Source organism: Actinoplanes sp. NPDC049802, assembly GCF_040656595.1.
Taxonomy (GTDB): domain Bacteria; phylum Actinomycetota; class Actinomycetes; order Mycobacteriales; family Micromonosporaceae; genus Actinoplanes.
The window spans coordinates 1-19,358 of record NZ_JBFAMR010000054.1 but is presented as its reverse complement, the minus strand read 5'-3'; the positions used below and the strand labels follow the sequence as shown (position 1 = coordinate 19,358).

Here is a 19,358-nt window from a genome sequence, read left to right as displayed (position 1 = left end):
GTAAGCGGGCCGCCATTGCCTAGACTGCGGGCATGCCCATCGACCAGGGTGGTCCGAAGCGGTACGCCCTCGGCGTCGACTTCGGCACCTCCAACACCGTCGCCGTGGCGCGATGGCCGGACGGCCGTGCCCGCCCGATCCTGGTCGACGGTTCACCACTGCTGCCGTCCGCCGTCTTCGCCGACTCGGACGGCAGTCTGCTCGTCGGCCGGGACGCGGTGCACAGCGCCCGGATCGACCCGGCCCGCTTCGAACCCAACCCGAAACGGCGCGTCGACGACGGGCTGGTGCTGCTCGGTGAGCGCGAGTTCGAGGTCGTCGAGCTGATCGCGGCGGTCCTGCTCCGCATCGCCGAGGAGTGGCATCGCGCGGTCGGGCCGTACCGGCCGGAGGTCACCCTCACCTGCCCGGCCACCTGGGGAGCGGCCCGCCGCACCCTGCTCGCCGAGGCCGCCGCCCGCGCCGGTCTGGAAGGCGCCCGCCTGGTCGCCGAGCCGGTCGCCGCGGCCACCTACTTCGCCGAGGTCCTCGGACGGGACGTGCCGATCGGCTCGGTCGTGGTGGTGCACGACTTCGGCGCCGGCACGTTCGACGCCAGCGTGGTGGCGCGCACCTCCTCCGGTTTCGAGGTGCTCGCCGTCGACGGCCGCGACGACCTGGGCGGCCTCGACGTGGACGCGGCCGTCGTCGAGCACCTGCGCACCGACGACTGGTCCCGGCTCATGGAACCGGCCACCGTCGAGGAGCGCCGGGCCCGCAGACAGCTGTGGGACGACGTACGGATCGCCAAGGAACGCCTGTCCCGGGCGCAGGCCGCCGACTTCGTGGTTCCGCTGCTCGACGTCGAGGCGCACCTCACCCGGGAGGAGCTGGAGACGGTGGCCCGGCCGGTGCTGGAGCAGACCGTCGACATCACCCGAAACCTGCTGCGCTGGGCCGACCTGCCGGACGGGCGGCTGGCCGGGGTGTTCCTGGTCGGCGGCGCCAGCCGGATCCCGCTCGTGGCCACCCTGCTGCACCGGGCGCTCGGTGACCCGCCGGTGGCTATCGAGCAACCGGAGCTGGTCGTCGCCGAGGGCAGCATCCTGGCCGGTGCGGCCCTGCTGACCACCGAACCGGCCGCGCCCGGGCCCACCGAGGAACTACGACTGCCGTCCAGGTCCCTGCCGGTTCGCGCCGAGCACGCGACGGCAGACCGGCCGGTGGAGCCCGGCGCCGCGAAGGCTGAGCCGGTCCCTACCGAGCTGGTGGCAGCCGCGCCGGTGGCCGGTAAGCCGGTGGAGCGGGATCAGCCGACGGTCTTGGCGGGTAAGCCGGTGGAGCGGGATCAGCCGACGGTTCTGGCCGGTAAGCCGGTCGAGCGGGATCAGCCGACCGCCCTGGCCGGGAAGCCGGCGCCGGTGGAGGCGGACCGGCCGCCCGTCGTCGCGGGCAGACCGCTGCCCGCCACCACGCCCGTCCTGGCCGTCTCGTCCGCGTCGGAGGCGGCGGACGCCGACGTGCCGGTGCTGCCCGGCCGAACCGGGGCCGGGTCGCTGCCGAAACGACGGCCCGCCGACGGCCCGCCGACGGCCCCCGACCGGCTGCCGCGCCAGGACCGCCCGTCCCGGCCGCGGCCGCCCGCCGACACCCCGCCACACCTGCGCCCGCCGGTCGACCCGTGGCCGCACGCCGCCGACAGTTGGCGATCCGATCCGGACGCGACGGTCGCCACCAGACCTCCCGAGTACGAGAGCCGGACGCCCGTACCCCCGAGGCAACCCGGACCGCCGGGGGCGCCGCGGCCGCAGCGGCCGGTGGTGGCACACGCCCGGCCGATCTCCCCGGTGCCGCCGCCGGTGTCGCCCGCCGTGGGCTCGGCCCGGCCGATCTCGCCGCCGGCCCGCGCGGTCGTCTCCGCGCCGCCGCAGCAGACCCCGCCACCGGCCCGGGTCCGGCGCCGCCGTGGCCGGTTCGCCCGTGCCATGCAGATGCTGCTCAGCATGATCGTGATGGTGACCGTGCCGATCGTGGCGCTGATCCTCGCCTACGGGTACGGCAACGGCGAACCGTTCGACCAGGACGCCGTCGAGGTGTTCGTCGACATCAAGGAACTGATCGGACTCTGACGGAGGCGGCATGACCGACTGCACCGGACGACGGCCTGGCGGGCGGGGGCCGGGAGGGCATGCCCCGGAAGGCGCCGACCGCACCGAGCGGCGCCCGGCCGGCGAGTTCATGCCCCGGTGGGAGCGGCCATGACCGGGACGATCGAGGGACACGGCGGGGAGCTGGCGCTCGCGGCGCTGCGGGCGTTCGGCGTCACCGAGATGTTCACCCTCTCCGGTGGGCACGTCTTTCCGCTGTACGCGGCCGCGCACGAGTCCGGCTTCGGCCTGTACGACGTACGCCACGAGCAGTCCGCCGTCTTCGCCGCCGAGGCCGTCGCCAAGCTGCGCCGCCGGCCGGGCGTGGCCGTGCTGACCGCCGGTCCCGGTGTGACGAACGGCATCTCCGGCCTGACCAGCGCACACTTCAACGGCTCACCGGTCCTGGTGCTGGGTGGCCGTGCTCCGGCCTTCCGCTGGGGCGCCGGCAGCCTCCAGGAGCTGGATCACGTGCCGCTGGTCGCCCCGGTCACCCGGTACGCCGCCACGGTCGCGGCCACCGAGTCGATCCCCGGGGAGATCGCGGCCGCCCTCACCGCCGCCCTCACCCCGCATCGCGGCCCGGTCTTCCTGGACCTGCCGCTCGATGTGGTCTTCGGCACCGCCGAGGCGGCGGCTCCGGGAGAGCCGGCCGTCGCCGTGCTCGACGCCGATCCGGACGAGGTGGCCCGCGCGGCCGGGTTGCTGGCCGGAGCGGACCGGCCGGTGATCGTGGCGGGTTCGGACGTGTGGGCCGGCGGCGCGGTCGACGAACTGCGGGCGGCCGCCGAGGACCTGCGCGTCCCGGTCTTCGCCAACGGCATGGGCCGGGGTGTGCTGCCGCCGGGCCATCCGCTGTCCTTCTCCCGGGCCCGCCGGGCGGCGCTCGGCGGCGCCGACGTGGTCGCGGTGATCGGCACCCCGCTCGACTTCCGGCTCGGCTTCGGCGACTTCGGCGACGCCACCGTGATCCACGTGGTGGACGCGCCGTCCCAGCGGGCGGCTCACGTCACCCCGGCCGTCTCACCGGCCGGTGATCTGCGGCGGATCCTGACCGCGGTGGCCGGGTGGACCGGGCCGCGGTCGTCCCATGAGGACTGGATCGCCGCACTGCGCACCGCCGAGGACGAGGCGAAGGCCCGGGACGCCGCGGTGATGGCGGCCGAGACCGATCCGATCAAACCCGCCCGGGTGTACGGGGAACTGCGCCGCGTGCTGGACCCGGACGCGGTGACGATCGGCGACGGTGGCGACTTCGTCTCGTACGCCGGCCGTTTCCTGGAGCCGGCCCGGCCCGGCACGTGGCTCGACCCCGGCCCGTACGGCTGTCTCGGCACCGGTCTCGGCTACGCGATGGGCGCCCGGGTCACGCATCCCGGCCGTCAGGTGTGCGTGCTGATGGGCGACGGCGCGGCCGGTTTCTCACTGATGGACGCCGAGTCCCTGGCCCGGCAGAACCTGCCCGTGGTGATCGTGGTCGGCAACAACGGCATCTGGGGCCTGGAGAAGCACCCGATGCGCGCCCTGTACGGCTACGACGTCGCCGCCGACCTCCAGCCCGGCCTGCGTTACGACGAGGTGGTCCGTGCGCTGGGCGGGGCCGGCGAGACGGTGGAGAAGGCGGCCGACCTGGGCCCGGCGTTGCGGCGTGCCTTCGGCGCGGGCGTGCCCTACCTGGTCAACGTGCTGACCGATCCGGCCGATGCCTACCCCCGCAGCTCGAACCTGGCTTAGCCCGCTCAGGGCCGGTCCGGCTCGTCGTCCTGATGCAGATCACGCTCCCATTGGGCGAGCAGTTCACGGTCGCGGCGGGACTGCTCGCTGTCCACCGAGCGCAGGAAGTCGGCGTCGTCGTCCGGCGCGGACGGGCGGCGGGACGGACGGCGGGTCCGGCGGACCGGGCGGCCCCACAGGAAGTAGGCGGTCGGGCCGGCGACAGGGATGAGAAGGATCACCAGGATCCAGACGGCACGGGGCGCGTTGCGGACCCGCTCCGCCGACAAGCCGCTGATCAGCGCCAGGATGAGCAGGACGAGCGCCACCGCGGCCAAGAAGATGAACAACCGGACCATGCCGCAATGATGCTCCTCAGGAGCCGGGTCGGCGACGATCAGAGCATGACAACCCATCCGCCGAGTACGGCCAGGGCGGTGATGAGGATCGCGTAGCCCCGGATCGAGGCGGGCGCCGCCCCGGGGAAACGGGTCCGCAGATCCCGCGCGCGGTGCAGGGCGATGGCGACGATCGCCGCCCAGGCCACCATCGACGCCGCCGCCACCAGCCACTCGGCGGGGCCGGCGCCGGGCGCGAAGGCGGGCCGGACGGTGAGCAGGGCCACGGCGGTCGCGGAGAGACCGGTCCGCCGCCAGGCGAACCTGGTCCGCAGCGCGGAGGCCCCCGGATCCCGGGTGACCTGCGCGCACGCGCCCGGATCGCCGGCGTGCTGCCGGCACGGCCCGCTCATACTCCTGCGTTCGGACCGAAGACCTGGACCAGCACGGCCGCGATGATGGCCACCGCGCCGAGGGCGACCGCGATGGCGAGCACCGCCGGGAAGCGGGAGCGCGGCAGATCGATGCCGAGCCGCATGGCCCGCTCGGTGCGCATCCAGTGGTCGACCGCGCGCAGCGCCACCAGCGCGCCGAGCACCAGCAGCAGGATCGAGATGATCTCGCGCAGGTGGCGGACCGGCAGCGGTGGCAGGAACTGCGCGCACGCCAGGCCGCCGGCGATCAGGGCGAGGCCGGTGCGGATCCACGCGAGGAAGGTGCGCTCGTTGGCGAGCGAGAACCGGTAGTCGGGAGTGGTGCCTGCCTGTGACGGATTGAACCACTGCCGCAACACACCGTTGATTATCGACTCAACGGGTTCAGAAGGTGGTGCCACAGGTTGCGGACTTCGTCACTCACGCACGCCTCCCGTGGACGCCCGCAGCGGCACCACGGAGAGTCGGGACCCGATCGTCCATGAGACTGTGACTCCAACTTTCCGGTACGTGAGGGACTATGGGGCGTGGATGGGCTCATGCCCTCCACTAGCGAGACGTTTTGACCGGACATGTCTGACACCTCCTCATCGCCACTGTAGCGATCAAGGCAGGCGCATGGGTGAGGTGTGTCACTCTGGGTGCCCGGCAACAGCGAAGCTACTGACGGGTAACGTGGCTGGCATGTCCGCAGCCCGGCATCGTTTCGGCCGTGGACATGGTCGACCGCAACGGTGCGTTCAATACAGGAGGGTCGTAGGAGCGCGATGAACATCGTCGTACTGGTGAAGCAGGTGCCTGACTCCGGTGCCGAGCGCACCCTTAGCGCTGACTACTCGGTCGACCGGGCGTCGGCGAGCAACGTCATCAACGAGATGGACGAATACGCCATCGAGGAAGCGCTGAAGATCAAAGAGGCGCACGGCGGCGAGGTGACCGTCCTGACCGTAGGCCCGGCGGGCGCGACCGAATCCATCCGCAAGGCCCTCTCCATGGGCCCGGACAAGGCTGTTCACGTGCAGGACGACGCCCTGCACGGCTCCTGCGCGGTCGCCACCTCCAAGGTGCTCGCCGCCGCGCTGCGCACCCTCGGCCCCGACCTGATCCTCAGTGGCGCCGAGTCCACCGACGGCCGGGTCCAGGTCGTGCCGCACATGCTCGCCGAACTGCTCGGCGTGGCCGCTCTGACCGGCGCCCGCAAGCTCACCGTGGACGGTTCGCAGCTGACCGTCGAGCGGCAGACCGACGAGGGCTACGAGGTCGTCACCGCGGCCACCCCGGCCATCGTCAGCGTCTGGGACACCATCAACGAGCCGCGGTACCCGTCCTTCAAGGGCATCATGGCCGCCAAGAAGAAGCCGGTGCAGAGCCTGTCCCTGGGCGACCTGGGCGTCTCCGGTGACGAGGTCGGCTTCGCCGGCGCGACCAGCCAGGTCCTCGAGTACGCCAAGCGCCCGGCCCGTACCGGCGGTGCCAAGGTCGTCGACGAGGGCAACGGCGGCGAGCAGCTCGTCGCGTACCTGGCCACCGAGAAGTTCGTCTGAGTCCGAGGGGATGGAGAACAATGGCTGAAGTACTGGTCGTCGTCGAGAACGGCGTCAAGAAGGTCACCCTCGAGATGCTCACGATCGCCCGTGGACTCGGGTCGGTCTCGGCGGTGGTGTTCGGCGACGCCGACACCGCGAAGCTCGGCGAGTTCGGTGCCGAGAAGATCTACACGGCGTCCGGTGAGGACGTCGACGGCTACCTGGTCGCTCCCAAGGCCACCGTGGTCGCCGAGCTGGTGAAGCGGGTGCAGCCGGCCGCCGTGCTGCTCGCCTCCACCCAGGAGGGCAAGGAGATCGCCGCCCGCCTGGCGATCAAGCTGGACAACGGCCTGCTCACCGACGCGGTCGGGCTCGACGCCGACGGCACCGCAACGCAGGCGATCTTCGCCGGTTCGGCGATCGTCAAGTCCAAGGTCACCAAGGGCCTGCCGATCGTCACCATCCGCCCCAACTCGGTCACCCCCGAGCCCGCCGCCGCCTCGCCGGCCGTCGAGCAGCTGACCGTCGCGGTGACGGACGGCGACAAGCTGACCAAGGTCGTCGAGCGGGTCGCCGAGCAGAAGGGCTCCCGCCCCGAGCTCACCGAGGCCGGCATCGTCGTCTCCGGTGGCCGCGGCGTCGGCAACGCCGACAACTTCAAGCTGGTCGAGGAGCTCGCCGACCTGCTCGGAGCCGCCGTCGGCGCGTCCCGCGCGGCCGTCGACTCGGGCTACTACCCGCACCAGTTCCAGGTCGGCCAGACCGGCAAGACCGTGTCGCCGCAGCTCTACGTGGCTCTCGGCATCTCCGGCGCGATCCAGCACCGGGCCGGCATGCAGACCTCGAAGACGATCGTCGCGGTCAACAAGGACGCCGAGGCGCCCATCTTCGAGCTCGCCGACTTCGGCGTGGTCGGCGACCTGTTCAAGGTCGTACCGCAGGCCGCCGACGAGATCCGCAAGCGCAAGTGATCCGGCCCGGCCGTCCTTAGTGGCCGGCCGGTCCTCGAAACCCGCACGATGGTCCGGCCCGGCGTTCATGCGCCGGGCCGTTCCCTTCTGTTCCGGTACGCCGTTCCCCGCCCTCAACCGCACCTTCCCCGTCCCGCCGAACCCCGCGACCTCCCCGCGTCGTCCAGGCCGCAGCGCGCCCGCCGGGCTGATCCGTGCCCTCCCTGTCGCGGCGTTCGCCCACCACACCGCGTCTCCCACTTGGCGACCGGCCCGGCCAAAGATCCCGGCTGGCGATCAGGGCGGTCTCGCCGATGCTGAGGCTGCTCCTACGTCCGGCCCGGCCAAAGATCCCGGCTGGCGATCAGGGCGGTCTTGCCGATGCTGAGGCTGTTCCTACGTCTAGCTGGGGGTGGGTTCCGGCTGGCGATCAGGGCGGTCTCGCCGATGCTGAGGCTGTTCCTAGGTCCCGCTGGGGGTGGGTTCCGGCTGGCGATCAGGGCGGTCCCGCCGACGCTGAGGCCGCTCCGGCGGCCAGCCGGCGGGTCGGTCAGCCCGGCGCGGGCGGCAGGAGGCGGGAGGGCCCGGGAGGCCGCCGGAACGGGCGGGACGGGGCTGGTGCGGTTGGGGGCGGGGGACGCGTACCGGAACATGGGTTGATCTTGGGAGGACGGGCGCGGAGTTGAACGGGAAGACGGCCTAAGCTGGTGGTGATGGCCTACCTGGATCACGCGGCGACCACGCCGATGCTGCCCGCCGCGCTCGACGCCTATGTCGCCGCGGCTCGTGAGCTTGGCAACCCGTCCTCGCTGCATGCGGCGGGGCGCGGGGCCCGGCGGCTGGTGGAGGAGTCGCGGGAGCGGATCGCGGCGGCGCTGGGAGCCCGGCCGTCGGAGGTGATCTTCACCGGTGGCGGGACCGAGGCGGACAATCTCGCGGTCAAGGGGATCTTCTGGGCCCGGCGGGACGCTGATCGGCGGCTGCGGCGGGTGGTGGCCTCAGCGGTCGAGCATCACGCGGTGCTGGACGCGGTCGACTGGCTGGGCCGGCACGAGGGCGCCGAGGTGACGCTGCAGCCGGTGGACGGGGCCGGGCGGGTGACGCCGGAGGCGTTCGCCGAGATGGTCGGCGCGCACGGCGACGAGATCGCGATGATCAGCGTGCAGTGGGCGAACAACGAGGTCGGCACGATTCAACCGGTGGCCGGCCTGGCCGCGATCGCGGCGGGAGCGGGGATCCCGTTCCACACCGACGCGGTGCAGGCGGTCGGGCAGACGCCGGTCGATTTCGCGGCGAGCGGCGCCGCCGCGCTGACCCTGACCGGTCACAAGGTGGGCGGCCCGGTCGGGGTGGGCGCGCTGCTGCTGGGCCGGGACGTGGCGTGCACGCCGCTGCTGCACGGCGGCGGTCAGGAGCGGGACGTGCGCTCCGGGACGCTGGACACGCCGGGCGTGGTCGCTTTCGCCACCGCGGTGGAGGCCGCCGTGCGGGACCGGGAGGAGGCCGCGGTTCGGGTGGCCGCCCTCCGCGACGATCTGGTGGAGCGGGTCCGCGCGGTGATCCCGGACGCGATTCACAACGGTGACCCCGGCGACCGCCTGCCGGGAAACGCGCATTTCTCCTTCCCGGGCTGCGAGGGGGACGCGCTGCTGCTGCTCCTGGACGCGCAGGGGGTCTACTGCTCGACCGGCTCGGCCTGCTCGGCCGGGGTGGCCCAGCCCAGCCACGTGCTGCTGGCGATGGGCGCCGACGACGCCCGGGCGCGGTCGTCACTGCGGTTCTCGCTGGGTCACGACAGCACGAAGGCGGACGTGGACGCGCTGCTCGCGGCGCTGCCGGGCGCCGTGGAGCGGGCCCGCCGGGCGGGAGCCTGGAAGTCGTCCAGATAGGCTGGGAACATGCGTGTTCTCGCAGCTATGTCGGGCGGTGTCGATTCGGCCGTCGCCGCCGCGCGCGCCCGTGACGCCGGCCACGATGTCACCGGTGTGCACCTCGCGCTCGCCCGTAACCCTCAGACGTTCCGGACCGGGGCGCGCGGCTGCTGCACCCTGGAGGACTCGCGGGACGCGCGCCGGGCCGCCGACGTGATCGGCATCCCGTTCTACGTGTGGGACATGGCCGAGGAGTTCCACGACAGCGTCGTCGACGACTTCGTGAACGAGTACGCGGCGGGCCGCACCCCGAATCCCTGCCTGCGCTGCAACGAGAAGATCAAGTTCGCGGCGGTGCTGGACCGGGCGGTGGCCCTGGGCTTCGACGCGGTCGTCACCGGTCACCACGCCCGGCTGGGCGCCGACGGCCTGCTGCGCCGCAGCGTCGACCCGGCCAAGGATCAGTCGTATGTGCTGGCCGTGCTGACCCGCGCCCAGCTGGACCGGGCGATCTTCCCGCTCGGCGACTCGACGAAGGAGCGGGTCCGGGCCGAGGCCGCCGAGCGCGGACTGGCCGTGGCGGACAAGCCGGATTCGCACGACATCTGCTTCATCTCCGACGGCGACACCCGCGGGTTCCTGGAGAGCCGGCTCGGTGCGGCGCCGGGTGACATCGTCGACGGGCGGACCGGCGAGCGGCTGGGCGCCCACAACGGGGCGTACGGATTCACCGTCGGCCAGCGCAAGGGCCTCGACCTGCGGGTTCCCGCCGCCGACGGCCGCCCGAGGTATGTGCTGTCGATCACCCCGGTGACCAACACGGTGACCGTGGGCCCACGTGAGGACCTGGAGGTCGACGTGGTCACCGCCGACCGCCCGATCTGGCACTCGCCGTCGACGTCGCTGGACTGCGAGGTGCAGCTGCGGGCGCACGGCGAGGTGGTGCCGGCCTCGGTGTCGGTCTCCTCCGGCGTCCTGGTCGCCACCCTGGAGTCACCGGCGCGGGGCGTCGCCGCCGGCCAGGCGATCGTCGCCTACCAGCCGGACCCGGAGGGCGACATCGTCCTCGGTTCGGCGACCATCACGGCCGGCTCCCGGGTGGCCTCGCATGCCTGACTTCCCGTGGGCCGCCGGGGTCGCCACCGGCATCGGCTCGCTCTCCGGGACGGACATCGCCGAGGCCCAGCGGATCGTGCTGGGTGAGCTGCCCGGCCTGCCGCACCTGCCGGAGCTGCCCGAGCGCGGGCCGGGCGCCGACATGATCGGGCGGACCGCCGGGTTCCTGGTGGAGCTGCCCGTGCAGGTGTATGCGGCTCGTTGGCAGATCGCCTCACGACCCGGCAAGGACCTTCGGCGGACCGCGGACCTGCTGGAACGGGATCTGGACGAGCTCACCGAGCAGGCCGACGGCTTCACCGGGACGCTGAAGATCCAGGCCGCCGGGCCGTGGACCCTGGCCGCGAACCTGGACCTGCCGATCGGTGGCCGGATGCTGCGGGACCCGGGTGCGGTGCGGGACCTGACCGATTCGCTGGCCGAAGGGCTACGCCGGCACGTGGCCGAGGTGCGCAAGCGGGTGCCCGGGGCCACCGTGCTGCTGCAACTCGACGAGCCTTCGCTGCCGTCGGTGCTGGCCGGGCAGGTGCCGACCGAGAGCGGGCTCAGCGCGTACCGGGTGGTCGACGGCCCGGACGCCGCCACCCGGCTGCGGACCGTGGTCGAGGCGGTGGGGACGCCGGTCCTCGTGCACTGCTGCGCGCCGGACCTGCCGTGGCAGGTGATCCGGGACTCCCGTGCCGCCGCCGTCGCCTTCGACCTGTCGCTGCTCAAGGACCTGGACCCGCTCGGCGAGGCGATCGAGGCCGGTCTGGGGATCTTCGCGGGCGCCGCGCCGACCCGGCCGGTGGCCGGCCGCCGCCCGGAGTCCAAGCAGCTCGCCGACCGGGTTCGCACCCTCTGGCAGCGGCTCGGCTTCCCGGCCGCGCGGCTGCCCGAGCAGGTCGTGATCACCCCCGCGTGCGGGCTGGCCGGCGCGCCGATGGGGTATGTCCGCGCGTTGCTCAAGGCGTGCACGGAGGCCGGTCGCCGGATCGCCGAGGTCTGACCCCGGAAATGTCAGGGGTGGGGACTACCGTGCCCGGTAGATGTTCCTGACACGGAGGTTCGGTTTCAGTGGCTACACCAGAGGCCTCTTCCCGGCATGCCGAGCTGGCCGACGAGATCCGGGAGCACCAGCACCGCTATTACGTGCTCGACGCCCCGGTCGTGTCGGACGCGGAGTTCGACCTGCTGCTGCGCGAGCTGGAGGCGCTGGAGGCCGAGTTCCCGGAGCTGCGGACTCCCGAGTCGCCGACCCAGACGGTGGGCGGCACGGCGTCCGGCGACTTCCCCAAGGTCGAGCACGCCGAGCGGATGATGTCGCTGGACAACGTGTTCAACCTCGACGAGCTGACGGCGTGGGCCGAGCGGGTGGTGCGGGACGCGGGCGGGCCGGTGCGGTTCCTCTGCGAGCTCAAGATCGACGGCCTGGCGATCAACCTGACGTATGAGAAGGGGGTTCTGGTCCGTGCCGCCACCCGTGGCACCGGGCGGGTCGGCGACGACGTGACACCCAACGTGCGGACCATCGGCGACATCCCGGAGCGGCTGACCGGTGACGACGTGCCCGGCCTGGTCGAGGTGCGCGGCGAGATCTACTTCCCGGCCGAGGCGTTCGCGGCACTCAACGCGATGCTGGTGGAGCAGGGTAAACCGACGTACATGAATCCCCGCAACGCCGCTTCCGGCAGCCTGCGGCAGAAGGACCCGCGGGTCACCGGGGCCCGCGGGCTCGGCATGGTGGTGCACGGCCTCGGCGCGCGCGAGGGGTTCAACCCGGCGTCGCAGTCGGCGGCCTACACGGCGATGAAGGCGTGGGGCCTGCCGGTCAGCGAGCGGTGGAGACTGGTCGACGATCTGGCCGGGGTGCGCGAGTTCATCGAGTTCTACGGCAAGAACAGGCATGCCGTCGAGCACGACATCGACGGCGTGGTGGTGAAGGTCGACGACGTCTCGATCCAGGGTCGTCTGGGTTCGACGAGCCGGGCGCCGCGCTGGGCGATCGCGTTCAAGTACCCACCCGAGGAGGTCACCACCAAACTGCTCGACATCGCGGTCAACGTGGGTCGCACCGGCCGGGTCACCCCCTATGCCGTGGTGGAGCCGGTCGTGGTGGCCGGGTCCGAGGTCGAGTTCGCCACCCTGCACAACGCGCAGGAGGTGGCCCGCAAGGGTGTGCTGATCGGCGACACCGTGGTGCTCCGCAAGGCCGGCGACGTGATCCCGGAGATCCTCGGGCCGGTCCTGGAGTTGCGGCCGGCGGACGCGCGGGCGTTCGTGATGCCCACCGAGTGCCCCGACTGCGGCACGCCGCTGGCCCCCGCGAAGGAGGGCGACATCGACATCCGCTGCCCGAATTCGCGGTACTGCCTGGGGCAGCGCCGTGAGCGCCTGACCTATGTCGGTCATCGCAACGTTCTCGACATCGACGTGCTCGGGGAGAAATCGGCCCGGGCGCTGATCGACTCGGGGGTGCTGTTCGACGAGGGCGACCTGTTCGGTCTCACCGAGGAGGACCTGCTGCGGGCCCCGTTCTTCGTGAAGAAGGACGGCACGCTCGGCGCCAACGCGCTCAAGATGCTGGCGAGCCTGGCGGAGGCGAGGACGCGGCCGCTCGCCCGGATCCTGCGGGCGTTGTCGATTCGGCACGTCGGACCGGACGCGGCGGGGGCGCTGGCGCAGGAGTTCGGCTCGATGGCGGCGCTCGAGGAGATCATCGCCCGCCCTCTGGCATCGGCCGGGCCGGTGCTCGCGCCCACGGCCGAGGCCGAGCCGGTGCTCGCGCCCACGGCCGAGGCTGGGCCGGTGCTCGCGCCCACGGCCGAGGCTGGGCCGGTGCTCGCGCCCACGGCCGAGGCTGGGCCGGTGCTCGCGCCCTCGATTGAGCCCGCGCCCTCGATTGAGCCCTCGGCCGAGGAAGGGCCTGCCCCCAAGCGGGCCGCCAAGATCGTGGACCCGCTGGCCGCGGTGGAGAAGGTCGGGCCGACCATCGCCGAGAGCCTGCGGGAGTGGTTCGCCGTGGACTGGCACCGGGAGATCATCGAGAAGTGGCGGGCCGCGGGCGTGCGGATGGCCGACGAGCGGGTGGAGACCGGCCCGCGCCCGCTGGAGGGCCTGACCGTCGTGGTCACCGGCACCCTGGCGGGTTACACCCGGGATCAGGCGGCCGCGGCGATCACCACCCGGGGCGGCAAGGTGAGCGGCTCGGTGTCGAAGAAGACCGGGTTCGTGGTGGTCGGCGACAATCCGGGCAGCAAGTACGACAAGGCGATGGCGCTGCGGGTGCCGGTGCTGGACGAGGCCGGTTTCGGGGTCCTGCTCGAGGATGGTCCGGAGGCGGCCCGCGCGGTGGCCGAGACCACCACGGAAGGGTGAATCCCGACAGATCGTACGTCTGAAAGTTACCGGATGAACAACAACGTTTAGGTGCTTTAGGACAAAAAGCGCCATACGGATCTATGGTGTATGCGATCGGTGATCGAGGCCATCGTGGAGGTCGCATGGATGCCGCTCGCCCACGGTTGGCCGGTCCGGAGCGCCGCCGCGCGGTGCTTCTTACCACCCTGCCGACCGTGGCCGCCGCCGTCCCGATGATCTGGGCGAGCGGCGGCCTGCCACCCGCCTTCTGGGCCCTGGCGGGGCTTGCCGTCGTGGTGGACACCCATCCGTACGGGGTGCCCGGACGCCGTGCCCGCTCCCTGATCCTGCCGTCGATCTGCTTCACCTTCGCGATCGCGCTGGCCTGGGGAGCGCTGCCGGCCGTCGCCGTCCAATCGGTGGCGGTGACCGTGGCCGGGGCCCGGATGCGGCATTCGCCCCGGCGTACCCTGCATCTGGCCGTGCAGCACGCCGCGGCGCTGATCGCGGCGGCGACCGTCGCCGGCCTCGCGTCCCCGCGCATCGACGACAACCCCGGCTGGCGGGAGGCGGCGCTGATCTGCGCCGCCGCCGTCGCCTGGATCGCCGCCCGGCACGCCGTGGCCGGCCTGGTCCGCGCTCTCACCTCGGAGACCCGCCCGCGCCGCCGCCGGCGCGGCCACGCCGACCTGTTCGCCACCTTCGCCCTGCTGCTGCTCGGTCCGGTGGTGCTGGTCGCCGCCCGGGTCAGCCCGGCCCTGGCACCGCTGGCCCTGCTGGCGCCGTACGCCGTGCACCGGATGGTCCGCTGGGCCGGCGAGTCCGAGCGGGCCACCCGCTTCGACCCGCTGACCGGCCTGCCCAACCGGCGCAGCCTCCAGACCGCGATGGCCGAACGCGCCCCGGACCGGCGCCGTGCCCTGCTCCTGCTCGACCTGGACCGGTTCCGCACGGTCAACGACGCCCTCGGCCACGGCGCCGGCGACCGCCTGCTGACCCGGGTCGCCGACCGGCTGACCGCCGCCGTGCCCGAACACGACCTGGTGGTCCGGCTCGGCGGCGACGAGTTCGCGGTGCTCGCCACCCGCGTCGACGACCCGGCCTCGGCCCGGCGCATCGCCCAGCACCTGACCGACGCGCTGAGCCGCCCGTTCCCGCTGGACGGCACCCCGGTCGAGCTGAGCGCCTCGATCGGGATAGCGCTGCAATCCGGCCGCCGCGACGGCAGCACCCTGCTGCGCGAGGCCGAGTCCGCCATGTACGAGGCGAAACAGCGCGGCGACCAGGTCGCCGTGCACGGGCCGGACGTCGCCGAGCACACCCCCGACCGGCTCACCCTGGTCGCCGACCTGCGGACCGCGCTGCGCCGCGACCCGCCCGACGACGGGATAGTCCTCTACTACCAGCCGCAGATCGCCATCGCGACCGGCGAGGTGGTCGGCGTCGAGGCGCTGCTGCGCTGGCGGCACCCGAGGCGCGGCACGGTCGGCCCCGAGGAACTGCTCCGCGCCGCCGAGCCCACCCCGGTGATGCGGCTGCTCACCGCCCGCGTGCTGGAGGAGGTGGTGGCGCAGCTCGCGGCCTGGCGACGGGACCGGGCTCCGCTGCGCGCCGCCGTCAACGTCAGCGCCCGCGACCTGCACGCCGGGGACATCGCGGACCGGGTGGGCGCGCTTCTCGGGAGGTACGGCGTACCCGCCGAGATGCTGCAACTGGAGATCACCGAGAGCGCTCTGATGGCCGACCCGCACCGGGTCCTGGAGACCACCACCCGGCTCAGCCGGATGGGCGTGGCCATCTCGCTGGACGACTTCGGCACCGGCTACTCGTCCCTGCAACACCTGCGGCGGCTGCCGCTCACCGAGGTGAAGATCGACCGCTCGTTCGTGCTGGGCATGGTCACCGACCGGGGCGACGCCGCGATCGTCCGCTCGGTGATCGGTCTCGCCGAGTCGCTGGGCCTGCGCGCCGTGGCCGAGGGCGTCGAGGACGAGGCGACCTGGCGGATGCTCGCGGCCGCCGGCTGCCACACCGCGCAGGGCTGGTTCCACGCCCGGCCCATGCCGGCCGCCGAACTCGCACAGTGGCGACGGCGGTACCGCCCGGTCAAGCCCGGGAATCGCGGCGAAATAGACTCAGGCTCGGCATGTAAACCGTCAAACGATGAGGGGGCAGGATGGCCGCCATCTCCCGCGAAGAGGTAGCGCACCTGGCGCGCCTGTCGCGGCTCGCCGTGACCGAAGAGGAGCTCGATCGATTCGCGGGTCAGCTCGACGTGATCCTGCAATCGGTCGCGCGGGTCGGTGAGGTGGCCGCGGAGGACATCCCGCCGACCTCCCACTCGGTCCCGCTGACCAACGTGTACCGCGAGGACGTCCCCACCGGCAGCCTCACACAGGACGAGGCGCTCTCCGGAGCGCCCGACGGGTACGAGGGCCGTTTCCGGGTGCCGCGCATCCTGGACGAGGAGGACTGATACGTGACCGACCTGACCAGGCTCTCCGCGGCCGCACTGGCGTCTCTCATCGCGAAGCGGGAGGTGTCGGCCGTCGAGGTCGCGACCGCCCACCTCGACCGGATCGCCGCCGTCGACGACCGGGTGCACGCCTTCCTGCACGTCAGCCGGGCCGAGGCGCTGGAGTCGGCTGCCGCCGTCGACCGCGGCGAGATCACCGGACCGCTGGCCGGCGTGCCGATCGCCGTCAAGGACGTGGTGACCACCAAGGGCATCCCGACCACCGCCGCCTCCAAGATCCTCGAAGGGTGGAAACCGCCGTACGACGCGACCATCGTCGAGCGGCTCAAGAAGGCCGGCATGCCGATCCTCGGCAAGACCAACATGGACGAGTTCGCGATGGGCTCCTCCACGGAGTACAGCGCGTACGGGCCCACCAACAACCCGTGGGACCTCGGGCGGATCCCGGGCGGATCGGGTGGTGGCTCGGCGGCGGCGCTCGCGGCGTACGAGGCGCCGCTCGCCATCGGCACCGACACCGGCGGCTCGATCCGGCAGCCCGGCGCGGTCACCGGCACCGTGGGCGCCAAGCCGACCTACGGCGGCACCTCCCGGTACGGGCTGATCGCCTTCTCCTCCTCGCTGGACACGCCCGGCCCCTGCGCCCGTACCGTCGAGGACACCGCCCTGCTGCACGCGGTGATCGCCGGTCACGACCCGCGTGACTCCACCTCCATCCCGCAGCCGGTTCCGGACGTGGTGGCCGCGGCCCGCCTCGGCGCCACCGGTGACCTGACCGGCGTCAAGCTGGGCCTGGTCAAGGAGTTCGCCGGCGACGGCTCCGAGCCCGGTGTCGCCGCGGCGTTCAAGGAGTCGCTGGAAGCCCTGGTGAAACTGGGCGCCGAGGTCGTCGAGGTGTCCTGCCCGCACTTCCAGTACGCGCTTCCCGCCTACTACCTGATCGCCCCCAGCGAGTGCTCCTCCAACCTGGCCCGCTTCGACGGCGTCCGGTACGGCCTGCGCGAGGGCGACGACGGCAACCACTCCCTCGAAGAGGTCATGTCGCTGACCCGGGAGGCCGGTTTCGGGCCCGAGGTCAAGCGCCGCATCATCATCGGCACCTACGCGCTGTCGTCCGGCTACTACGACGCCTACTACGGCCAGGCACAGAAGGTCCGCACCTTGATCACCCGCGACTTCCAGGCCGCGTTCGAGAAGGTGGACGTGCTGGTGTCGCCGACCACGCCGTTCGTGGCGTTCCCGTTCGGGTCGCGTACCTCCGACCCGTACCAGATGTACCTCGCCGACCTCTTCACCATCCCGACGAACCTGTACGGCGGCCCGGCCATCTCGGTGCCGTGCGGTCTCTCCGAGGGTCTGCCGGTCGGCTTCCAGATCATGGCCCCGACGCTCGCCGACGACCGGATGTACCGGGTCGCCGCCGCGCTCGAGTCCGCCGTCGGCACGTTCACCCCACCGGCCCTGTGAGGAGGAGGTAAAGATGAGCTACGAAGAGATCCTCACCCGGTACGAGCCGGTCATCGGCCTGGAGACGCACGTCGAGCTGGGCACCGCGACCAAGATGTTCTGCGGCTGCAAGACCGACTTCGGCGCCGAACCGAACACCCAGGTCTGCCCGGTCTGCCTGGCCCTGCCCGGTGCGCTTCCGGTGATGAACCGGGCCGCCATCGAGGCGACCATCCAGATCGGCCTGGCGCTGAACTGCACGATCGCCGAGTGGTGCCGGATGGCCCGGAAGAACTACTTCTACCCGGACATGCCGAAGAACTTCCAGACCTCGCAGTACGACGAGCCGCTCTGCGTGGACGGCTACGTCGACGTCGACGTCGACGGCGTCTCCCACCGCATCGGCATCGAGCGGGTCCACATCGAGGAGGACACCGGCAAGACGCTGCACGTCGGCGGCGCCACCGGCCGGATCCACGGCGCCACCGAGTCGCTCGTCGACTACAACCGCGCCGGGATCCCGCTCGTCGAGATCGTCACCAAACCGGTCCCCGGGCTGGGCGCGCTCGCACCCGAGGTCGCCAAGGCGTATGTCGCCGAGCTGCGCGACATCATCCGCTCGCTCGGCGTCTCCGACGTGCGCATGGAGCAGGGCTCGATGCGGTGCGACGTCAACACCTCGCTGAACCGCCCGGGCGAGGAGTGGGGCACCCGGACCGAGACGAAGAACGTCAACTCGCTCCGCTCCGTCGAACGCGCCGTCCGCTCCGAGATCATCCGCCAGTCCGGCATCCTCGACGACGGCGGCAAGATCCACCAGGAGACGCGGCACTTCCACGAGGACCGTGGCGACACCAGCCCCGGCCGCTCCAAGGAGACCGCCACCGACTACCGCTACTTCCCCGAGCCGGACCTGGTGCCGATCGCGCCCGACCCGGCGTGGGTCACCTCCCTCCGTGAGGCTCTCCCGGAGAAGCCCAGCGCCAAGCGGGCCCGTCTCCGCGAGGAATGGGGCATCTCCGAACTCGACATGCAGTCGGTGGCCAACGCCGGCGCCGTCGAGATCATCGAGGAGACCATCGCCGCCGGTGCGTCGCCGGCGGGTGCCCGCAAGTGGTGGATGGGCGAGCTGGCCCGCCGCGCCAACGAGCTCAACATCGAACTCGCCGCGGTCGGTGCGTCGCCCGCCCAGGTGGCGTCCCTGCAGAAGCTCGTCGACGAGGGCAAACTCAACGACAAGCTGGCCCGGGCCGTCCTCGAAGGCGTCGTCGCGGGCGAGGGCGACCCGGCCGAGGTGATGGCCGCCCGTGGTCTCGAGGTGGTCAACGACACCGGCGCCCTCACCGCCGCCGTCGACGAGGCCATCGCCGCCAACCCGGAGATCGCCGCCAAGATCCGTGACGGCAAGGTCGCCGCCGCGGGCGCCCTGGTCGGCGCGGTCATGAAGACCACGCGGGGCCAGGCGGATGCCAAGGCCGTCCGCGAGTTGCTCCTCGAGCGTCTCGGCGTCTCCTGACCCCATCCGGTACGCCCATCGCCCGGCCCTGTTTCACTCGGGGCCGGGCGGTGCCGTCCCCGGCCCTTTGCCGCCCGAGCCGGGCTGAGCTGCCCCTCGATCTCTCCGGCCCCGTTTCGCTCGGGGCCGGGTGGTGTCGCGTCACCGCTCTGGGACGGCCGCCTCGTCGTCCTCACCATCGCGCGTCGCCTCCTCTCTCCGCCCCTCACCGGTATGACGGGTCGGCGGGCTCACAACATTGCGCCTCTCGGGTCCGAGGTTCGGCGCTCCTCCCGCGCGGTGCGCGGTTTCGGGGCGGGGACGGCCCACTCCGGGCGGTCAGGCTTGATCCCTCCGTGGGCCGTCCCCACCCCGAAACCTTGCCGACTCGCTGTGGCTGCCGCGTGTCGCGGCCGTCCGTCGTCGTTGATCTCCCGGTGCCCGGTGCCCGGTGCCCGGTGCCCGGTGCCCGGTGCCCGGTGCCCGGTGCCCGGTGCCCGGTGCCCGGTGCCCGGTGCCCGGTGCCCG

Annotated in this window: 15 protein-coding genes; 12 read left to right on the top strand and 3 right to left on the bottom strand. The window is 72.5% G+C overall.

The genetic code is table 11. The features are described from left to right. Window positions 1–32: 32 nt before the first annotated feature. Window positions 33–2,108, top strand: coding sequence for an Hsp70 family protein (locus AB0I88_RS29510; protein WP_361031698.1), 2,076 nt, complete (start codon window positions 33–35; stop codon window positions 2,106–2,108). Window positions 2,109–2,237: 129 nt separating this feature from the next. Beyond that, the gene (locus AB0I88_RS29505) at window positions 2,238–3,860 is read left to right on the top strand and encodes an acetolactate synthase (RefSeq protein ID WP_361031695.1); all 1,623 of its coding nucleotides are present in this window, start codon (window positions 2,238–2,240) and stop codon (window positions 3,858–3,860) included. 5 nt (window positions 3,861–3,865) lie between these two features. Here the strand turns inward: AB0I88_RS29505 and AB0I88_RS29500 are convergent, their stop codons facing one another. Genes AB0I88_RS29500 through AB0I88_RS29490 form a run of 3 tightly spaced genes read right to left on the bottom strand, consistent with a single transcriptional unit; the run spans window position 3,866 to window position 4,979 of the window. Continuing rightward, window positions 3,866–4,198: a PLD nuclease N-terminal domain-containing protein gene (locus AB0I88_RS29500; RefSeq protein WP_361031692.1), complete on the bottom strand. Its 333-nt coding sequence runs from the start codon at window positions 4,196–4,198 to the stop codon at window positions 3,866–3,868. 38 nt (window positions 4,199–4,236) lie between these two features. Continuing rightward, the gene (locus AB0I88_RS29495) at window positions 4,237–4,590 is read right to left on the bottom strand and encodes a DUF202 domain-containing protein (RefSeq protein ID WP_361031689.1); all 354 of its coding nucleotides are present in this window, start codon (window positions 4,588–4,590) and stop codon (window positions 4,237–4,239) included. Next, on the bottom strand, window positions 4,587–4,979 hold the full coding sequence (locus tag AB0I88_RS29490) for a DUF202 domain-containing protein (protein WP_361031779.1): 393 nt from the start codon (window positions 4,977–4,979) through the stop codon (window positions 4,587–4,589). Before AB0I88_RS29490 ends, AB0I88_RS29495 begins: the two co-directional genes overlap by 4 nt. A 399-nt stretch (window positions 4,980–5,378) precedes the next feature. Here AB0I88_RS29490 and AB0I88_RS29485 point away from each other — a divergent pair, with 399 nt between their 5' ends. The 10 genes from AB0I88_RS29485 (at window position 5,379) to gatB (ending at window position 18,851) form a co-directional block, all read left to right on the top strand. Continuing rightward, on the top strand, window positions 5,379–6,155 hold the full coding sequence (locus AB0I88_RS29485; protein ID WP_361031686.1) for an electron transfer flavoprotein subunit beta/FixA family protein: 777 nt from the start codon (window positions 5,379–5,381) through the stop codon (window positions 6,153–6,155). 20 nt (window positions 6,156–6,175) lie between these two features. Next, entirely contained in the window at window positions 6,176–7,108 is a 933-nt protein-coding gene (locus AB0I88_RS29480) for an electron transfer flavoprotein subunit alpha/FixB family protein (protein WP_361031683.1), read from the top strand. Between the two features lie 692 nt (window positions 7,109–7,800). Continuing rightward, window positions 7,801–8,976, top strand: a complete 1,176-nt coding sequence (locus AB0I88_RS29475) for a cysteine desulfurase family protein (RefSeq protein ID WP_361031680.1) — start codon at window positions 7,801–7,803, stop codon at window positions 8,974–8,976. Window positions 8,977–8,985: 9 nt separating this feature from the next. Further along, on the top strand, window positions 8,986–10,074 hold the full coding sequence (gene mnmA / locus AB0I88_RS29470) for a tRNA 2-thiouridine(34) synthase MnmA (protein WP_361031677.1): 1,089 nt from the start codon (window positions 8,986–8,988) through the stop codon (window positions 10,072–10,074). Continuing rightward, window positions 10,067–11,062: a methionine synthase gene (locus AB0I88_RS29465; RefSeq protein ID WP_361031674.1), complete on the top strand. Its 996-nt coding sequence runs from the start codon at window positions 10,067–10,069 to the stop codon at window positions 11,060–11,062. The genes mnmA and AB0I88_RS29465 overlap by 8 nt, the downstream gene beginning before the upstream one ends. Before the next feature lie 68 nt (window positions 11,063–11,130). Further along, complete coding sequence (ligA, locus tag AB0I88_RS29460; protein WP_361031672.1) at window positions 11,131–13,431, top strand: NAD-dependent DNA ligase LigA; 2,301 nt, start codon at window positions 11,131–11,133, stop codon at window positions 13,429–13,431. Window positions 13,432–13,556: 125 nt separating this feature from the next. Continuing rightward, on the top strand, window positions 13,557–15,617 hold the full coding sequence (locus AB0I88_RS29455) for a bifunctional diguanylate cyclase/phosphodiesterase (RefSeq protein WP_361031669.1): 2,061 nt from the start codon (window positions 13,557–13,559) through the stop codon (window positions 15,615–15,617). Continuing rightward, entirely contained in the window at window positions 15,590–15,889 is a 300-nt protein-coding gene (gene gatC / locus AB0I88_RS29450; RefSeq protein ID WP_361031666.1) for an Asp-tRNA(Asn)/Glu-tRNA(Gln) amidotransferase subunit GatC, read from the top strand. The genes AB0I88_RS29455 and gatC overlap by 28 nt, the downstream gene beginning before the upstream one ends. A gap of 3 nt (window positions 15,890–15,892) precedes the next feature. Continuing rightward, the gene (gatA, locus tag AB0I88_RS29445) at window positions 15,893–17,356 is read left to right on the top strand and encodes an Asp-tRNA(Asn)/Glu-tRNA(Gln) amidotransferase subunit GatA (RefSeq protein ID WP_361031663.1); all 1,464 of its coding nucleotides are present in this window, start codon (window positions 15,893–15,895) and stop codon (window positions 17,354–17,356) included. 13 nt (window positions 17,357–17,369) lie between these two features. Beyond that, window positions 17,370–18,851: an Asp-tRNA(Asn)/Glu-tRNA(Gln) amidotransferase subunit GatB gene (gene gatB / locus AB0I88_RS29440; RefSeq protein ID WP_361031660.1), complete on the top strand. Its 1,482-nt coding sequence runs from the start codon at window positions 17,370–17,372 to the stop codon at window positions 18,849–18,851. Window positions 18,852–19,358 lie beyond the last annotated feature (507 nt).

What these genes read in the sequence shown, in the direction of transcription:
- gatB (WP_361031660.1), top strand. Translation starts at nt 17,370, where the DNA reads ATGAGCTACGAAGAGATCCTCACCCGGTACGAGCCGGTCATCGGCCTG.
- AB0I88_RS29480 (WP_361031683.1), top strand. Translation starts at nt 6,176, where the DNA reads ATGGCTGAAGTACTGGTCGTCGTCGAGAACGGCGTCAAGAAGGTCACC.
- mnmA (WP_361031677.1), top strand. Translation starts at nt 8,986, where the DNA reads ATGCGTGTTCTCGCAGCTATGTCGGGCGGTGTCGATTCGGCCGTCGCC.
- AB0I88_RS29455 (WP_361031669.1), top strand. Translation starts at nt 13,557, where the DNA reads ATGGATGCCGCTCGCCCACGGTTGGCCGGTCCGGAGCGCCGCCGCGCG.
- AB0I88_RS29495 (WP_361031689.1), bottom strand. Translation starts at nt 4,590, where the DNA reads ATGAGCGGGCCGTGCCGGCAGCACGCCGGCGATCCGGGCGCGTGCGCG.
- AB0I88_RS29500 (WP_361031692.1), bottom strand. Translation starts at nt 4,198, where the DNA reads ATGGTCCGGTTGTTCATCTTCTTGGCCGCGGTGGCGCTCGTCCTGCTC.
- gatC (WP_361031666.1), top strand. Translation starts at nt 15,590, where the DNA reads ATGGCCGCCATCTCCCGCGAAGAGGTAGCGCACCTGGCGCGCCTGTCG.
- AB0I88_RS29505 (WP_361031695.1), top strand. Translation starts at nt 2,238, where the DNA reads ATGACCGGGACGATCGAGGGACACGGCGGGGAGCTGGCGCTCGCGGCG.
- AB0I88_RS29510 (WP_361031698.1), top strand. Translation starts at nt 33, where the DNA reads ATGCCCATCGACCAGGGTGGTCCGAAGCGGTACGCCCTCGGCGTCGAC.
- AB0I88_RS29465 (WP_361031674.1), top strand. Translation starts at nt 10,067, where the DNA reads ATGCCTGACTTCCCGTGGGCCGCCGGGGTCGCCACCGGCATCGGCTCG.
- AB0I88_RS29475 (WP_361031680.1), top strand. Translation starts at nt 7,801, where the DNA reads ATGGCCTACCTGGATCACGCGGCGACCACGCCGATGCTGCCCGCCGCG.
- AB0I88_RS29485 (WP_361031686.1), top strand. Translation starts at nt 5,379, where the DNA reads ATGAACATCGTCGTACTGGTGAAGCAGGTGCCTGACTCCGGTGCCGAG.